The organism is Acinetobacter sp. 766875 (assembly GCF_000582055.1).
Classification (GTDB): Bacteria; Pseudomonadota; Gammaproteobacteria; order Pseudomonadales; family Moraxellaceae; genus Acinetobacter; species Acinetobacter nosocomialis.
Genome location: NZ_JEXX01000001.1, coordinates 482,128 through 499,446 on the forward strand (window position 1 = coordinate 482,128; position 17,319 = coordinate 499,446).

The 17,319-nt window shown below is 39.4% G+C and carries 14 protein-coding genes and 1 pseudogene; 10 read left to right on the forward strand and 5 right to left on the reverse strand.

Going from position 1 to position 17,319, the window contains the following annotated elements:
• Positions 1–167: 167 nt before the first annotated feature.
• The 5 genes from J576_RS02190 (at position 168) to J576_RS02210 (ending at position 5,071) form a co-directional block, all read left to right on the forward strand.
• Entirely contained in the window at positions 168–1,034 is an 867-nt protein-coding gene (locus J576_RS02190; protein WP_002049138.1) for a PaaX family transcriptional regulator C-terminal domain-containing protein, read from the forward strand.
• Between the two features lie 29 nt (positions 1,035–1,063).
• Positions 1,064–1,948 carry an SDR family oxidoreductase gene (locus tag J576_RS02195; protein WP_033855474.1) on the forward strand — a complete coding sequence of 295 codons (885 nt, stop codon included), beginning with the start codon at positions 1,064–1,066 and terminating at the stop codon, positions 1,946–1,948.
• A gap of 238 nt (positions 1,949–2,186) precedes the next feature.
• Positions 2,187–3,206, forward strand: a complete 1,020-nt coding sequence (locus J576_RS02200; protein WP_002049345.1) for a fatty acid desaturase family protein — start codon at positions 2,187–2,189, stop codon at positions 3,204–3,206.
• Positions 3,206–4,198 (forward strand): fatty acid desaturase family protein, encoded by a 993-nt coding sequence (locus J576_RS02205; RefSeq protein ID WP_002049167.1) that lies wholly within the window; start codon positions 3,206–3,208, stop codon positions 4,196–4,198. The genes J576_RS02200 and J576_RS02205 overlap by 1 nt, the downstream gene beginning before the upstream one ends.
• A 42-nt stretch (positions 4,199–4,240) precedes the next feature.
• On the forward strand, positions 4,241–5,071 hold the full coding sequence (locus tag J576_RS02210) for a metal-dependent hydrolase (protein ID WP_002049246.1): 831 nt from the start codon (positions 4,241–4,243) through the stop codon (positions 5,069–5,071).
• 61 nt (positions 5,072–5,132) lie between these two features.
• Here J576_RS02210 and J576_RS02215 read toward each other — a convergent pair.
• A pseudogene (locus J576_RS02215) lies at positions 5,133–5,813 on the reverse strand (hydrolase).
• 182 nt (positions 5,814–5,995) lie between these two features.
• Between J576_RS02215 and J576_RS02220 the strand changes: the two are divergent.
• Positions 5,996–6,916 (forward strand): LysR substrate-binding domain-containing protein, encoded by a 921-nt coding sequence (locus tag J576_RS02220; RefSeq protein ID WP_033855475.1) that lies wholly within the window; start codon positions 5,996–5,998, stop codon positions 6,914–6,916.
• Between the two features lie 246 nt (positions 6,917–7,162).
• Complete coding sequence (locus J576_RS02225; protein ID WP_002049142.1) at positions 7,163–8,086, forward strand: trypsin-like serine protease; 924 nt, start codon at positions 7,163–7,165, stop codon at positions 8,084–8,086.
• A gap of 69 nt (positions 8,087–8,155) precedes the next feature.
• Here J576_RS02225 and J576_RS02230 read toward each other — a convergent pair whose 3' ends face one another.
• The 4 genes from J576_RS02230 to J576_RS02245 are packed head-to-tail and all read right to left on the reverse strand — an operon-like array spanning position 8,156 to position 12,656.
• The gene (locus tag J576_RS02230) at positions 8,156–9,661 is read right to left on the reverse strand and encodes a flavin-containing monooxygenase (protein ID WP_002049184.1); all 1,506 of its coding nucleotides are present in this window, start codon (positions 9,659–9,661) and stop codon (positions 8,156–8,158) included.
• 55 nt (positions 9,662–9,716) lie between these two features.
• Positions 9,717–10,637: an alpha/beta fold hydrolase gene (locus J576_RS02235; RefSeq protein WP_002049242.1), complete on the reverse strand. Its 921-nt coding sequence runs from the start codon at positions 10,635–10,637 to the stop codon at positions 9,717–9,719.
• Between the two features lie 8 nt (positions 10,638–10,645).
• Entirely contained in the window at positions 10,646–11,593 is a 948-nt protein-coding gene (locus tag J576_RS02240; RefSeq protein ID WP_002049195.1) for a metal-dependent hydrolase, read from the reverse strand.
• A 22-nt stretch (positions 11,594–11,615) separates the two neighbouring features.
• A complete protein-coding gene (locus J576_RS02245) occupies positions 11,616–12,656 on the reverse strand; it encodes an NAD-dependent epimerase/dehydratase family protein (RefSeq protein ID WP_002049308.1) in 1,041 nt (346 codons plus the stop codon).
• Positions 12,657–12,820: 164 nt separating this feature from the next.
• Between J576_RS02245 and J576_RS02250 the strand changes: the two genes are divergently transcribed.
• From J576_RS02250 to J576_RS02260, 3 genes are all read left to right on the forward strand, one after another.
• Positions 12,821–13,840: an AraC family transcriptional regulator gene (locus tag J576_RS02250; protein WP_002049216.1), complete on the forward strand. Its 1,020-nt coding sequence runs from the start codon at positions 12,821–12,823 to the stop codon at positions 13,838–13,840.
• A gap of 165 nt (positions 13,841–14,005) precedes the next feature.
• Positions 14,006–15,241 carry a sodium/glutamate symporter gene (gene gltS, locus J576_RS02255; protein WP_002049330.1) on the forward strand — a complete coding sequence of 412 codons (1,236 nt, stop codon included), beginning with the start codon at positions 14,006–14,008 and terminating at the stop codon, positions 15,239–15,241.
• A gap of 197 nt (positions 15,242–15,438) precedes the next feature.
• Positions 15,439–17,274, forward strand: a complete 1,836-nt coding sequence (locus J576_RS02260) for a monovalent cation:proton antiporter-2 (CPA2) family protein (RefSeq protein ID WP_002049175.1) — start codon at positions 15,439–15,441, stop codon at positions 17,272–17,274.
• Positions 17,275–17,319 lie beyond the last annotated feature (45 nt).

Genomic DNA, 17,319 nt, shown 5'->3' on the forward strand with positions numbered 1-17,319 from the left:
TTTTATAATTAAGAAATTAGATTTCTCCTAGAACATTTTCCGTAAAGCTTTGATGAGTGATTTATTTCATTAATAAAAATAAAAATAAAAAAATGTAATATTGTGGTAAGCTTTGTTCTGATGTTTAGAGTGCTCACAAATTTTAAATTTTTCGATCTGGAAATGAGATGACTACACAAAAAATTAATGCACGTACTTTAATCACAGATCTGTTACTGGCTTCAGAAGGTAAAATAATTTCAATTAAAGAAATGATCCTTGCTGCAAAGCTGTTTGGAATTAGTGAAAACGGAATAAGAGTTGCTGTCACTCGTTTAGCTAGTGAAGGGGTCATTGTTTCTGCTGAAAGAGGATTTTATCAGTTAAGTGAGCAATCTCTTGAATGGGCAGATGTAATGTTAAACCGAAGAGCAGGTTTAAAAGAAACAAAAGCTTGGAATCAAAAGTATTTATGTGTTCTTACAGGAACATTGGGGCGTGTTGACCGTACAGCTTTAAAAAGAAGAGAAAGAGCACTTAAAAAATACGGATTTCGTGAACTTGAACCAAGTGTATATATTCGACCAGATAACTTGGTTATTTCTTTGGAAGGCATGCTAGAGCATATGAAATCTATAGGCTTGGAGTCAGGAGCCAAGATGTGCCATATCAATTCCTTTGATCAGATTACGACAGGGATGATTAAAGATTTATGGCAAACCGAAAACTTAAATAAAAATTATGAAAAATATAGCCATATTATTCAGCATTGGCTCAGTCGAGTACCTGCTTTAGGCCTTGAGGATGCTGCAAGAGAATCGTTATTACTGGGCCGCCAGACAATTTCTTTATTAATGAATGATCCTTTACTCCCTGAACCTTTTGTAAATGTTGAGGCAAGGGAGCAATTTACTGCAGATGTTAAAAAGTTAGATGAAGTTGGGCAAAGATTATGGAAACAGTTACATGAACTAACTTTTGGTACAGCCGCAACGAGCTTATTAAATTTAGAATTACCCGCCGTTGCGGATGTAACTCCTAAAATTCTTAATTAATAGAAGAGCATGATTACAGGAGTATGGATATGCCTTTATATCAATCAGCTTTAGCAAAGGATATTTTTAAAGATCAGATAATTATAGTAACTGGAGGCGGTTCGGGTATTGGCCGGTGTACTGCTCATGAACTGGCTTCCTTAGGTGCGCAAGTCATTCTTACAGGTAGGACCGAAGAAAAACTACAACAAGTAAAACAAGAAATTATTGAAGATGGAGGTAAGGCATCTTATCGAGTATGTGATAATCGTGATGAAGAGAAAGTAAAACAAACAGTTAGTTCTATTGTTGAAGAGTTCGGCCAGATTAATGGACTAGTCAATAACGCAGGTGGTCAATTCCCTGCATTTCTTGAAACTATGTCTGCTAATGCTTTTGATAGTGTAATCCGCAATAACTTGCTGGGTACTTTTCTTATGATGAGAGAAGTTTTTAATCAAAGTATGGTGAAAACGGGCGGTAGTATTGTGAATATGACAATAGATATGTGGAGCGGTTTACCGAGTATGGGACACTCTGGAGCTGCTCGTGCTGGTATCGATAACCTTACTAAAACTTCAGCACTCGAATGGGCTAGAGCTGGGGTAAGAATTAATGCTGTTGCACCAGGATGGGTAATGGCCTCAGGTCTCGACTCTTATAAAGATGGCATGAAAGCCATGATCCCTACAGTGTCTTCAAAAATCCCTTTAAAACGAATGGCTACAGAATCAGAAGTCTCAGCTTTAATGTGTTTTTTACTGTCGCCAGCAGCTTCTTTTATAACAGGGATGAACGTCAGAATTGATGGGGGAGCATCTTTAGTTTCACCTTTCTTTCCATTGATTGATCATGAAAAATCAAAACCATTTGAAGCATTTCATAGAGATGGTATACCTAATGTTATTAAAGAAATGAACCAATCAAAATTATAAGAAATCTCTTTAATATTCTAATAAATTAGTTATTTAAGTCTGTTCAGTAAAGTTAGTTTTATTTGATTACAAATGAATAAGGATATGAAAAACATATCCTTAAGCTTTCTTTTTCTTTAATTTAAATATTACAAAAAATAAATTTTATAAAAATAATAGAAATATTTCATATTTTATAATAAAGTTTAATTTGTGAAATGAATTAAGTCTTCTCAATCCCGCTTAGGAGAAAAAAAAGATGAATACGCGTGTGAGTGTGACTGAGTTATTTAGTCGTGAAGAAATTAAAGAGCTTACTGAGCCGTCGGATATACATGGTTTGTGGGCAGTAGGTTCTACGTGGGCCGTTATTGGAGCAACTTTTGCAGGTGTTGGACTAACTTGGAGTTATTTACCTTGGTGGGGTAAATTGCTGATTTGTTTGGCAGCATTGGCTGTAATGGCGGGACGCCAATTAGCCTTGGCAATATTGATGCATGACGCGTCACACAATAGCTTGTTTAAAACAAAATGGATGAATGATTATCTGGTCGATTGGTTATGTGCACGCCCAATCTGGAATGACGTACATAAATATCGGGCTCACCACATACGTCATCATGCCAAAACATCAACACCAGAAGATCCTGACTTAACATTAGTCGCAGGCTTTCCAACCACGAAAACGTCTTTAACTCGTAAATTTTTACGTGATTTAGTTGGTATTACAGGTTTTAAATTTACAGTGGGCCGTATTTTGATGGATGCTGAAGTTTTGAAATGGACAGTTGCGAATGACTTAACTTGGTTACCGCGTGAAAACCGTCAGTGGTATGACTATCCAAAAGTATTTCTTAAAAATAGTAGTAAGGCAATTATTGCTAATGCTTCTATCTTTGGCATTTTATGGGCTTTTGGTCGTCCAGAATTATATTTACTTTGGCCTCTTGCTTATTTAACCCCATTTCCACTTTTTATTCGTATTCGGTCTATGGCTGAGCATGCTGGTACTCAAATAAGCAATAATGCTTTAACGAATACCCGAACCACAAAAGCAGGATGGTTGGCTCGGGCCTTTGTTGCTCCCATTCGAGTGAACTATCACATGGAACATCATTTAATGGCGGCAGTGCCTTTCTTTAAGTTGCCAAAAATGCATCAGATGTTACGAGAACGTGGCCATGTTCCAGAGCCGCCAACTTATGCGCAAGTTATTCATATGTTGTCTAATCGTCAAACCAATCAACACCCATTAAATAGTGTAGAGCAGGGCGAGTGATGATTACGGATAAACAAACTCGTATAAGCGACTTTCTTAGTCGAGAGGAGATTAGCCAATTTTCTCAGCGTTCAAATCTATGGGGATTATGGTGCATTTTCTCTGTATGGTTAATCATTGGCTTAGCATTTACAGTCATGGCTCTGGCAATTGACTACTTACCTTGGTATTTCGCAGTTCCTATTGTATGCATAGGAACAGTGGTTTTAGGGGGACGCCATTTGGCATTGGCGATTGTAATGCATGAGGCAGCACACTATACACTCTTTAAAAGCCGCTGGATGAATGACGTATTCGCTAATTGGGCATCGGCCAAATTTATTTGGAATGATGTACATAAATTTCGTGCCCACCATATGGTGCATCATGCGAATACAACAGCAAGTTTTGATCCTGATCGCCCAATATATGAAGCTTTACCTGTGACTAAAAAATCTTTAATTCGAAAATTTGGTCGTGATTTGGTTGGGTTAACAGGGATTAAATTCTTTATTGGCCGAATTTTGATGAGTGCTGGCGTACTGAAGTGGTCTGATGCAACAGGTGAGCGGGCAGATACGCGTGGTTGGCCATGGCATCGTTACGTTACCAACTTTATCAAGGACTTCTGGCCAACTTTTGTGACTAATCTTGCGTTATATCTCATCCTTGCTGTGACGGGGCATGCTTGGTTATTTCTGATTTGGATAATAGCTTATGCCATCCCTTTTACTGTATTTGTACGTATTCGTGCAATGGCAGAGCATGCGTGTTTAGAGCTTGTACCCGATACGCTTCGTAATACTCGTACTACTTCTGCTGGTTGGATTGCGCGTATGACTGTGGCACCTATACGTGTAAATTTTCATATGGAACATCATTTGATGGCTTCCGCTCCTTATTATCGCCTTCCCCAACTGCATAAGTTGTTATATAGCCGTGGCAAAGTGCCTAAACCGCCTAGCTATTTAGATGTCGTACATTTATGTAGCTCAAAACCGATAGAAAAATAAATCCATTGAATTGTATTCAATGAAAGAATGAAGGAATAAAAAATGGGAATTCTAGCTAAAGTCTTTGATCGCGGTGCTCACTTTCCTGTGCGCCATATGAGTTTTAATTTTAATCAGTCTGAACCTACTTTATTTAAGGATAACCCTTGGGGGGAGTACTGGCTGGCAACCTTGTCTGCCATGTTTCCTGCGGGTGAACGATTTTTTGTACATAGTGTAAGAAACTTACAAAATCAGGCTAAAACAGAAAGACTTCAAAAAGATATTGCAGCCTTTATTGGACAAGAGGCGATGCATGCCAAAGAACATGAACATCTGAACCAACTTATACAGTCATCTGGACTTGATACCGAGCCTGTTTCAGCCAATGTGGAATGGTTAATGGCTAGGCTGAAAAAATATTTCACACCAACCCAGCAATTAGCAATTACTTCGGCTGCTGAACATTTTACGGCCATTATTGCACGGCAGATTATGAGACGTTCCGATTTGCAGGAGCGTTTATCGAGTAATGAAACTTTAAAAAATATCTGGTTATGGCATGCGGTAGAAGAAAGCGAACATAAAAGTGTGGCCTTCGATTTATATCAAGATGTCTCTGGGGGCAATTTCATTCGGCTTCTTGTGATGCCATTTGTGACTTTATATATGGCAGGAATAATGGCAGCGGGTACGGTGTATTTGGGCATAACTCACTTTTCCGCATGGAAGTTACTCCACCTAAAAGAATTTAATGTATTAATTCTTGGAAAGAATGGTTTTTTAAGTACTTTATGGAAAGATTATTTGGACTATTACAAATTAGATTTTCATCCAGAACAACACGACTCAAAAGCTTTGGAAGAGCGCACTAAAGCACAGCTTGGGTTTTAATAGATTTATTTTAAATGTCCAATCGTAAGAGATTGGACATTTAAGCTGAAAAACTGATGAATTAGGTTCTTTCAGAATCTAGCATTTCATTGTTTTTAACAACATCTTGCGCTTTTTGATAGCTTTCAATGAGCAATTGGTACGGTGGGAAAATTGCACTATAAGCTGCTGCAAAGTCTGCTGCATCACTACGATGCCATGTTTTTTGTAGCTCCGAACAAACACCCGCTGTATCAATTGGCACTACACCAGCTTGTACAACTCGAGCTAATGTAATTTCTTGAGCCATTTATGAATATGTTCCAGATGCGTCAATGACTGCAAAGACTTGGAAACCTTCAGCAACTGCGCTGATACTTGGGAAAGCCATACATACGCTGGTAATAGTACCGGCAATAATCAGTTGTTTTTTACCTGTTGCTTTGACTGCCTCAACAAAGTCAGGGTTATCCCAAGCATTAATTTGACCTTTACGGGCAACATATTGTGCATGAGGAGCAAACTGGTGAATTTCTGGAATTAAAGGACCATTTGGACCTTGAGGAACAGAAGCAGTAGTAATGACAGGTACATTACATAGGGTTGCAACTTTAGCCAGAGTAACCACATTTGCACGTAACTCAGGAACAGTAAGATCTTTTACAGTTTGAAATAAGCCACTTTGATGATCGATTAGTAGCATTGCAACATTATTTGGGTCGATTACGGGTGCTTGACCGTTAAAATTTGCTGGTGTACTCATTTTATGCTCCACTTTATTTCGATAAATTTAAAGTCGGAAGGATGACTAAATAAAACAGGGGGATAGCTGTTTTTGTATAGTTATTCACTTCTTGTTTAATTAAGATATAACGAAAATATGAGCCTAGAAGCTGCCGAAATTTGATTTTAGTGTTCTATTATTTGAACAATAAGAGGTAGGAAATGCAGGATTTAAACGATCTATATTACTTTGCAAAAATTGTTGAATATGGTGGTTATTCTGCTGCCGCTAGAGCGCTCGATATTCCAAAATCTAAACTCAGCCGAAGAGTTGCATTTTTAGAAGAAAGACTCGGTGTACGTTTATTGCATCGTTCCACTAGACAATTTAGTGTGACTGAACTCGGCCAACAATATTATCAATACTGTCACGCGATTTTGATCGATGCTGAAAATGCCCAAGAATTTATTGATTTAAATCAGTCAGAGCCGCGTGGAACGATTCGGGTGTCTTGTCCGCCTGCGTTATTACATCATCATATGGGTGAGTTTCTCACTAAATTTATGCTGCAATTCCCAAAAATAAAAATCTATATTGATGTGACCAACCGGAATGTTGATGTCTTAAATGAAGGAATTGATATTGCTTTTCGTGTTCGCTATCCGCCACTCAAAGATAGTGGCTTGGTCATGAAAAAATTTGTGACCAGTGATCAGTGTTTAGTCGCGCACCCTCGGGTTTTGTCTAAGCAGCCGATACCTCAAACTTTAGATGAATTGCATCAGTTCAGAACTATTGGGCTTGGCAATGCAGAACAGCAAAGTGTGTGGGTACTTCATCATCAGGAGCATGGAACAACTCATTTCCAGCATGACCCTGATTTAATCGTGAATGACATGACCGGGGTATTACAGGCTGTTATTCATGGCTTAGGTATTGCTCCTTTACCGATTATGATGGCTCACGAATATATTTTGCGTAAAGAACTGATTGTGGTTTTACCTGAATGGAAACCTACAAGCGGTATAGTCCATGCGGCTTATGCCTCTAGAAAAGGATTATTACCTGCCATCAAAAGGTTATTGGATTTTTTAGAAGAGCAGTTTAATCAACTCGATCAAGACCTGTTAGGTTATCGATAACTAAATTAAAAGCAGTAAAAAACTTAAATTTTGATTATTTTTTATAGATTAACTTTATGAAAAATAAATAGAAATTAAAATGATTTTATATTGTCGTGAAATGGTCAGTTATGTCGTGAAATGAAGTTCTCCTCAAGAAGTTAAGTGGTTAATCTCTGGCTGATAAATCATCGCAGTCTTGTGAAATATTTATCAAAAAATAGTCATAGCAGCCTAAATACTTCTAAATATTTGAAGGAGACAAACATGTATAAAAAGAATATTGGGGGACTAATTAATGTTCTAGCATTAGTTATATACAGTTCTTCAGCCATGGCAGCAGATAACTCAAGTTCTTTTGTAAAACTAGAATTTACCGTCACCAAACCTTTCCTTTTTTTCTCACAGACATCAGGTAATACTTGTGGAGGAGTTTTAATTCGCAATGATGTAGTTTTAACGGCGGCACATTGTACGGCGGCAGTTTGGGGTGATAGTGCGAATCAAGGCTATGCACTTGGCGGAGCTGTGAAATATGGTTCGAGCTTTTTATCTCAAGCTCAAGCAGCATCTTTTAAAAAAGATGAGGGCTGGGTTGAGATTCCCGATGTAGATATCGCTTTAATACGTCTATCTCATCCTATTGATAATAATAGCGGTGCAACCATAGCCAAAATTCCAGCCGCATGTAGTCAAACTGAAGCAAGGCAAAATATTGGGCGTGGTGATGTAACGGCTTACTTAGGTCGTAGTATTACAGGCGCAGCCTTACCTGCAAATTTATATGGCACTTCGTATGTCAATATTCGAGATGTAGGCTCTTCACCATTAGCACGAGGGATTTACTACAAAGCAACTGCTTCTATGAATGCAGGGGACTCAGGTGGGCCTTGGCTGTCAGATGATAATACTTTAATTGGTATTAATAACGGTATTGCGGGTACTGATAAATACGGTGCTGTAATCTGTCAATATACTAATCAAATCAATGATGTATTGGTAAAATGGTCTGCTGCCGGAAACCAAACTGGAGCAGTAACACCACCAACTACACCGCCGTCAGTAGAGCCAACGACTCAACCGTCAGTAACTAATCCACCAACAACTTCACAGCCGACAACTGAACCTAAAACTACCAATAACGTTGTTTTTAGTTTCTTTAATTGGCTTGCTTCGTTGTTTGGTTTTTAATTGGTACTTATTAAAAGATCAAGATACTTCGGTATCTTGATCTTTTTTTACTTAGATTGAATGGGTTTATTAAGCGACTACTTTAATTACTTTGGTTGTGGCGTCGTAGTCTTTCAAATTGACGTGATGCAGTTTATGTTTAATCACAAAACCAAACTCGGGCCAAATAATATGGTTACGACCTGCATCATCTAGATAATAGCTTTTACAAACATCTGGTCTTACCGGCATTTTAGCCAATCGCTTATCTATACGGTCATTAAAACGTTTTTGAACATCTGCTTTGACTTCAATACGGTCCAGACGTTGCTGCTGTATTAATTTCACCATTTTTGCGATATAAACGGATTGCTGCTCAGCGGTCCACATCACTGAACCCACAGTGTTTTGAGAGTTTGGACCTAGCATCATAAACATGTTAGGGAAGCCGTGAATTGACATCCCCATATATGCACGCGGTTGACGCTGCCATACATCGCTTAAACTACGGCCTGCTGCACCTTTAATAATTTTATAAATCGCAGGTTCTGCGACCGCATAGCCAGTACCAAAAATAATGGTATCTACTTTAATTTCTTTCCCGTCTTCACCAACTACACCATTTTCAGTGATATGAGACAAGCCCTGAAAGAGGACAGTCACATTCGGTTTGGCTAAAGCTGTATACCAGTTATTAGAAAACATTGGGCGCTTACAACCTAAGGTATGCGTAGGTGTTAATGCCTTACGCATTTCTGGGTCTTTAATACTTAAAAAGATATTTAACTTTCCTAAGGCATGCAGTTTTCGCATGATGTTTTCATTCATGAAAATAGGAAGTGAAGGTTCTAGACTCCACAGCGCACTTTCACGAATAATTTTTTCTAAAATTGGCGCTTTTTTAAAGGTAACTTTTACAATATTGGGAACGGCAAAGTCCGGTTTTGGTAAAACCCATGAAGGCGTACGTTGGAAACTATAAAGATGGCCAACTTTAGGCTGAATGGCTGGTAAAAATTGAATAGCTGAAGCGCCGCTACCGATCACAGCTACTTTTTCACCTGTTAAATCATGCTCATGATTCCACTTACCTGAGTGAAACATAGTGCCTTTAAAATTTTCTTGACCCGGGAAGCTCGGCATTTTTGCTTCGCCAATAAAACCTGTCGCAGGTACAAAGATTTTTGCACTATATTTTTTACCATCACGTGTGCTAATGAGCCAGCGATTTAAGTCATTATTCCATTCGGCATGCGTGACTTCGGTGTTAAGTTTAATTTGGTTCACAATCTCAAACTTATGAGCCACATCTTCTAAATATTGTCGAATTTCGGCTTGAGGCGCATAGGTTCGCGACCAGTTTGGATTTGGAGCATAACCTAGAGAATACATTTCACTCGGTACGTCACAAAATAGGCCCGGGTAATCATTTAAAGCCCATGTGCCACCAATACGGCTAGCCATATCTAAAATGATGACGTTTTTAATTCCTTGCTCTTTTAACTTGATGCAAGTACTTAAACCTGAGGGACCAGCTCCAATAATAAGTACATCTACAAGTTGAGCCTGAGTAGAGGGTTTGACTAATTTATTCATAGAAAAATCCTGAAATAAAGTATAAATGACTTGGCTGATAGAGTTGCGTGCAGCCTTAAGTGGAGCGATCAGTCTTCTGAAAATGTTGAATTAAGTACTGAGCGATAATGTTGGGTTGTTCGGCTTGTAAAAAATGACCGCAGCCGGGAACGTAGACACTCTCAATTCCTTGCGGGAAATAAGATGTCTGAGCTAAAGCTTGATGTAACCGTATATTCATACAGCCATCGTCTAAACCCGCTAAAGCCAGTGTGGGTGTGGTGACTGGACTTAATAAATGCCGATTTGCTCTGAGATTGTCAGAATTTAAAACTGCAAATAAGTTGTGGTAATAGCGGGTAGCTGCCCAAGCAATATCTGGATTTTGAAAAGCCGCGCGAGTAGGTGAAAAATCCGACTCAGTAAATTTCCAAGTAGGTGACCATTTACGCCAAATTTTTTCTACAAAACTTGCGTTATTACGAGATAGCACCTGTTCAGCAAATCTTGATTGCATGAGCAACATATAAGAAGACATGTAGAGCTGACGCGGGAAATTAGGTATGGCTTTAACAATATCCTTAAGATTTGGAATAGGAGGAACGGCCAACAAAATCATGCTATGCAAAGCTTCGGATTGCCGACTTGCAAAGCTCATTGCAATCGCAGCTCCCCAGTCATGTCCAACGAGGTGAGCTTTATTTTTTAAGCGTCCTTTCGTTTTTAAAAGCTCTAACCAAGCTGCTAAATCTGCAAGAGCAGAGGCGAGACCGTAATGTGCCTGCCGATTTACAGAATCTTGGGTATAACCACGCAGCCAAGGGATAAAAACTTGATAGCCTGCTTTCACGAGTAAAGGATATACGTGGTCCCAGCTATGCGGTGTGTCTGGGAAACCATGTATAAGTACCACCAAAGGGACATCAGCTTCACCATATAGAGTCCCATGCAAAGTGAGTCCATCACGGCATAAGGTTAATTGCTCGACTTGAATCATGGCACTGCTCAGCTTTTCAATTTTGAAGAAAGTGCTTTGGCATATGCTTCTGCGGCTAATTGAGCGGCGGGCGATTGAGCTAAATAAGCTAAAGCTTTTTCGACATCACCATCATGTTCAGGGTGATAGCTCAATTTGCTCCATCCTTTTAAAGCAGTCAAAATCATGCCGAGATCAGGTAAGCTTTTCTTTTTCTTTGCAGTTTTTTGAAATAACCAAACTAAAGCCAATGGATTTTTTTTAGCAATTTTTTGGGCTTCTTTGGTTCCATCGAGATGACAAAGATAGACCGTTGAACCGAGCCAGAAACCAACCATTGCAGCAAAAGCAAACCCCATGCTGAGCTGTCTGCCTAAATAGCCTTTAACGCCGTCTCCAGCTAAAGCTCGATAAGCATCATAGCCAACTGTGCGATGCTCAACTTCTTCGGCACCGTGCCAGCGTACAATATCTAGCATGGCTGGATCTGCACCTTCTAGGCCTTCTGCATCTAAAGCCCATGTACCAAAGAAACAAAAATAGTGTTCAAGCCCTGCAATAATGCCCATACGAAAAGCGAGCCACTGTTTTGGATAGCGCTTAAAAGGACCATAAATTCCAAAAGGAGTATCGCCCATAAAGCCATCTTTAAAGAACCAGTTTAAAAAATCTTTAAAAGGTGTTGGATCTATGCCATGGGTCTGAAAATAAATCTCTGCACCTTTATGTGCATTGGCGTGGGCCGCTTCTTGGGCAATAAAACCACGGATATCTGCTTTCAGGTTTTTATCTTCAACATAGGGTAACGTTTTGTTTGCAAGGCGACAAAACCAGTGCTCAACAGCAGGTAAAAGAACATGCATGCTGTTCAGCACATGTGTCGTTAACACATCATTTGGAACCCAATGCCGAGGTGTTTGAGAAAAATCAAACTGTACTTTCCGTGCAACAATATGATGATCAATAAATGTGCTCATAGTAGAATCCTGCCTACTTAAATCAGATCGAAATTGACTCAATTTTTTTGATCAAGCTACGAGATTTGACGTAACCATTGGCTGCAAACCACTGCAATGCATCACGTACTGCAATTTCAACGGGCGTTTGTGGAAGTCCAAGCTCTTGAACGGCTTTTGTACAATTAAATGAGGTGCCGAGCTGACCGATTTTGGCTGCTGAAGGCGTCACAAGGGGAGCTTTATGAGTAATATGCTCTGTTACCCACAAAGCTGCATGGCCCGCAAGTTGAGATGAGACGCCTTCAACTACACTTGGAATGATCATTACTGGGCGCCAGATGCCCAAGAGTTGATGGACTGTTTTTGCCATCGCTACGCCGTCAAGATCTCGATTACCTAAAATATAGGTTTCACCACTTTTACCTTTTTGCGCAGCCAAGACATGGCCCTTTGCTACATCGCGTACATCAACCATGTTGTTAATTGCACCTGGTACAGCAAGGGCAGGCATGGTAGCGATGGTGAGTAAAAGTTTTCCTGTCGGGGTTGGGGCAATATCTTGAGGACCTATTGGACCTGTCGGGCAGACAATCACAATATCTAAACCGCCCGCGGCAAACTGTAAGGCAACCTGATGTGCTTCAAATTTTGTTAAAACGTATGCATCTCCAGTCGCGCCTAAAGCAAATGGACTGGTTTCGGTGGCCTGAATGCCTTTTGGTTGACCTGCAAAACATGCGCCTGTACTGGTGTAAACAACACGTTTAACACCAGCCTTTTTTGCAGCATTGAGTACGGTTCGTGTTCCTTCAACATTGACTTTACGCATAAGCTCAGGCTTTGGAAGCCATAAGGCATAAATTGCGGCAGTATGAAAAACCAAATCACAACCAGATACTGCTTCATCCATTTTTGCTGGGTCGGTAATGTCGCCTGCAATTAACTCAACATCTAACCCTTCTAAATTGGTTAATTTTTCTTGAGGTAAATGCAGTACACGTACTTCGTAATTTTCATTGAGTAAAGTACGTACAATGTGGGAACCTATAAAACCAGCACCACCAGTAACCAGAGCTTTCATATTTCACCAATCTTTATTAGATTTTTATCCTGTACAAAGTGGATAAAAATGCGGCAACTTAGTAAGAGCTACTATGCCGAATATGAAATATGTGTCATAGTTCTTGAAATGACAGTTTTGACCATTTCACGACATTTTATCGAGAAAAATAAAGAGAGCGTATTGTGAATCCGTCTTTACCAGGAACCTATGTCAGCCTTATGGCTGATGTCGTCCAAAAGCTAAATGTATCTCCTGAAGAACTCTTGGAAGGAAGTGGAGTTTCTGTTGAGCAACTGTTGGAACCCTTTTGGTATTTAGATTTCAATATTTTTAATGATCTACTGAATAGAGCAGTCGAACTGACCAATGAGCCTGCATTAGGTATCTATCTTGGCCTGCAAATGACCGTGTCTTGTCATGGTTCGGTTGGTCTTGCTGCAATGGTTTCACAAAATTTGGGTGAAGCTTTAAATGTCATGGAACAGTTCATTGGACTACGTTGTCCAGCGTTAAAACCTCGTCTTGAAATAGAAAACGATTTAGCTTTTTTATATTTAGATCAACCCATGACAAACTTTAAAATGGGTATTGTAGGAATGACATTTTTGATGGTGGGCTTTGCCCAAATGTCGAATGCCATTACGGGACAAAAACTAGAAATAAAAGCCGAATTAAATTACCCAGAACCCGCTTTCTTGGAACAAGTTCAAGAATTATTGCCATGTGAAATTCAATTTAATCAGCCATTCAATCGATTGGTTTTTTCTGAAGCATTTTTAGCTCTGCCATTAATTATGGCTGATCCATTGGCGGCACGTTTAGCTCGTGAACAGTGTAAGCATGATTTAAACAAATTAGCTGCTAAACGTGGTGAAAAACATCCACTTACGGCTTTAGTTCGTGAGTTACTTTTTGATGAAGTAGAAGGCTTCTTTAAAATGAAAGATGTTGCCGACAAGTTGCACTTAACTGAAAGAACATTACAACGCCAGTTAGCAAAAGAAGGAGTTACTTTCCAAATTTTGCTAGATCAGGTCCGAGAGCGTCATGCAAAAAAATTATTGAATCATCATGAATATAGTATTTCTTATATTTCAGAAAAATTGGGCTATTCAGAGGTCACTCATTTTACGCGGGCATTTAAGCGTTGGACCAATCAGACTCCGAAACAATATCGAAATTTAAGAGAGAGTACATCGTAATTTTTTACTAAATACTCAAAATAATATTTTGATTTATTTAGATATTCTTAAATAAATAGGGATTTTGTAAAGTTTGTTTGTGTTTTTTTTAAATATGCAAAAATAAAATATAATTATTTTACAATCGATTAGGAATGTAATCAGAAAGTAGTCTATGTAATATATATGGAATTTGTTTTTAATGGTTTTTATACGCTAATTTCGGCGGTCATTGTTTTATTGTTGGGCCGCTTTCTTGTCAATCGGATTGATTTTTTAAAACGTTATAATATCCCTGAACCTGTAGCGGGTGGTTTGGTTGCTGCTGTAGTTTCTTTACTTGTCCACACTTTGTGGGGGTACAGCATTGTTTTTAGTAGCGAATTACAAACCAGCTTTATGCTCGTGTTCTTTGCTTCAATTGGTTTAAGTGCCAATTTTATGAAGCTTAAAGAAGGTGGTACTGCTTTAGTCATCTTCTTAATTTGTGTGGCCTCATTTATTGTTGTGCAAAATGCTGTTGGTATGAGCCTTGCGACTTTATTGGGTTTAGACCCACTGATTGGTTTGATTGCAGGTTCAATCACTTTAACTGGTGGTCATGGTACAGCAGGTGCATGGGGTGAAATCTTAGAAAGTCAGCATGGCATTCAAGGTGCTTTAGCACTGGGTATGGCGAGTGCGACTTTTGGTTTGATTATTGGTGGTGTGATTGGTGGCCCGTTAGCGAAATTGCTCATCAATCGTTATAGCCTTGCTCAACCAAAAACCAATGCTGAAATCCAACATCGTGATACGCATGTTGAACAAAATTCGGATGACCTCGCGCCATTTGAAAACCCACATCAAGTTCGTTTAATTACTGCCGATAATGCAATTACCACGTTGGGTATGTTTGCAGCATGTTTGGCGTTTGCTGAATTTATGACTGGTTTTAGTAAGGGAACTTGGTTTGAGTTACCAACTTTCGTTTGGGCACTGGGTGGCGGTGTAATCTTAAGAAATATTTTAGAAAGCGTGTTGAAAATTGATATTTTTGACCGTGCGATTGATGTGTTTGGTAATGCGTCTTTGTCACTTTATTTAGCTATGGCATTGCTTTCATTAAAGCTTTGGCAACTTGCCGACCTAGCTGGTCCGCTTGTGGTTATTTTAGGTGCTCAAACCATTACGATGGCTTTATATGCAGCATTTGTGACGTTCCGTATTATGGGCAAAAATTACGATGCGGCAGTGCTAGCAGCAGGCCACTGTGGTTTTGGTATGGGTGCAACACCAACAGCGGTAGCAAATATGCAAGCGATTACCAACATGTATGGTCCATCGCATAAGGCATTTTTAATTGTTCCACTTTGTGGTGCATTCTTCGTCGATTTAATTAATGCGACTGTGATTCAGCTTATGTTGAAGTTCATCGTTTAATAAAATAAAAAAAGCCCGTCAGGGCTTTTTTTATGGGTGTTTGTCTATGAATATTTGATTCCTATTTATAGGCTCAATTTTTATTTTCGTATGACTCAAGCCATTTTATTTTTAGGATGCTTTTTCTCAAAACTAATAATCGCCCTTAAACCTCGTTTCACATAGAATAAATTGCAGATAAATAAAATGAGAAATGTATGAGCTCAGAAGCACATTCAATTAGCTTGGTTGCCCCCGTAGTTTTATTGGCAGCGGCTGTTATTGCAGTCCCTATTTTTAAACGTATTGGTTTAGGTTCAGTATTAGGTTATTTAATTGCAGGTCTGATTATTGGCCCATTTGGTTTTGCTTTTTTTCAAGATTCCACTGCAATTTTGCATATTGCCGAATTAGGAATTGTGATGTACCTATTTGTGATTGGTTTGGAAATGCAACCATCACATTTATGGAGTCTTAGACGCGAAATTTTTGGTCTTGGTACGCTACAGATTATCATTTGTGCGCTGGCTTTGACTGGCGTCGGGTTGTTGTTTGGTTTTACGTGGCAAGTCGCTTTTATTGGTGCGGCAGGGTTTGTATTAACCTCGACTGCCATTGTGATGCAGTTATTGGGCGATCGTGGTGATTTGACTCAACCTCGTGGGCAAAAAATTGTAGCCATCTTACTTTTTGAAGATTTATTGATTGTACCTTTGCTGGCCATTGTCGCTTTTATGGCACCAAATCATGTGGTCGAAAGCACAGTGGTACGTCTAGAAAGCATAGGAATTGGTTTACTCGCAATTGTAGGGCTTATTGCGGCAGGGTATTGGTTACTTAACCCATTATTTAGACTCTTGGCCGCTGCTAAAGCTCGAGAAGTTATGACTGCCGCGGCTTTATTAGTTGTATTAGGTGCGGCATTACTCATGCAAGTCAGTGGTTTGACTATGGCAATGGGTGCTTTCTTAGCGGGTGTGCTTTTATCTGAATCGACCTTTAGACATCAAATTGAAGCCGATATTGAACCGTTCCGAGGAATCTTACTGGGTCTCTTTTTCCTTGGTGTTGGCATGTCATTGGACTTATCGGTAGTTGCTCAAAACTGGCAGCTCATTGTGAGTGGTGTAATTGCGCTGATGCTTGCCAAAGCGCTCATGATTTATATAGTCGCTCGAGTAACGAAAAGCTCTCATACTGAAGCATTGGATCGCGCTTTACTTATGGCTCAAGGAGGTGAGTTTGCCTTTGTACTTTTCTCGGCTGCATTAAGCGCACAAGTTATTGATAGTACCGTTAAATCTAACTTAACCGCCATTGTTGTGCTTTCAATGGTGTTGACCCCAATTGTCGGTATTATTTTCAAACGTTTTACTCAAGCAAAAACGAAGGTTTCACTAGAAAATATCAATATTGCCGACGGGCTAAGTGGTAGTGTGTTAATGATCGGTTTTGGGCGCTTTGGACAGGTCACCAGTCAATTATTGTTAGCAAGAGGTGTTGATGTCACCATTATTGATAATAATACCGACATGATCCGAAACGCTGAAAAATTTGGTTTTAAAATTTATTATGGCGATGGTTGCCGTCTAGATATTTTACATGCTTCCGGTGCTGCAACAGCGCAAGCGATTGTGGTGTGTGTCGACAGCAAGGAAACGACCAATAGGATTGTAGAACTTGTGACTCATGAATTTCCTTTAGCAAAACTATTAGTCCGTTCATATGACCGCGAGCACTCACTGCATTTAGTCAAACAAAAAGTGGACTTTATGATTCGTGAAACATTTGAATCTGCAATCAAGTTTGGCGGCGTTATTTTACAAGAGCTTGGCGTAGATGAAGACGAAGTAGAAAGAATTACTGAGGAAATTCGAGATCTGGATAATGAGCGTTTTGAAACTGAAATTGCAGCAGATGACGTAAATGCAGGGGTAGGTATGCAATATACACATACTCATCATCCAAGACCGACAGCGCCATTGATTCGACCAAAACAAGAAGGGCGTATTCTAAATAAAGATAATGTCTCGGATAATGAGAACGTAGATTAATATAAGGCTCAGTAAAAGCACTTTTAGCAAACTTTTACTGAACAA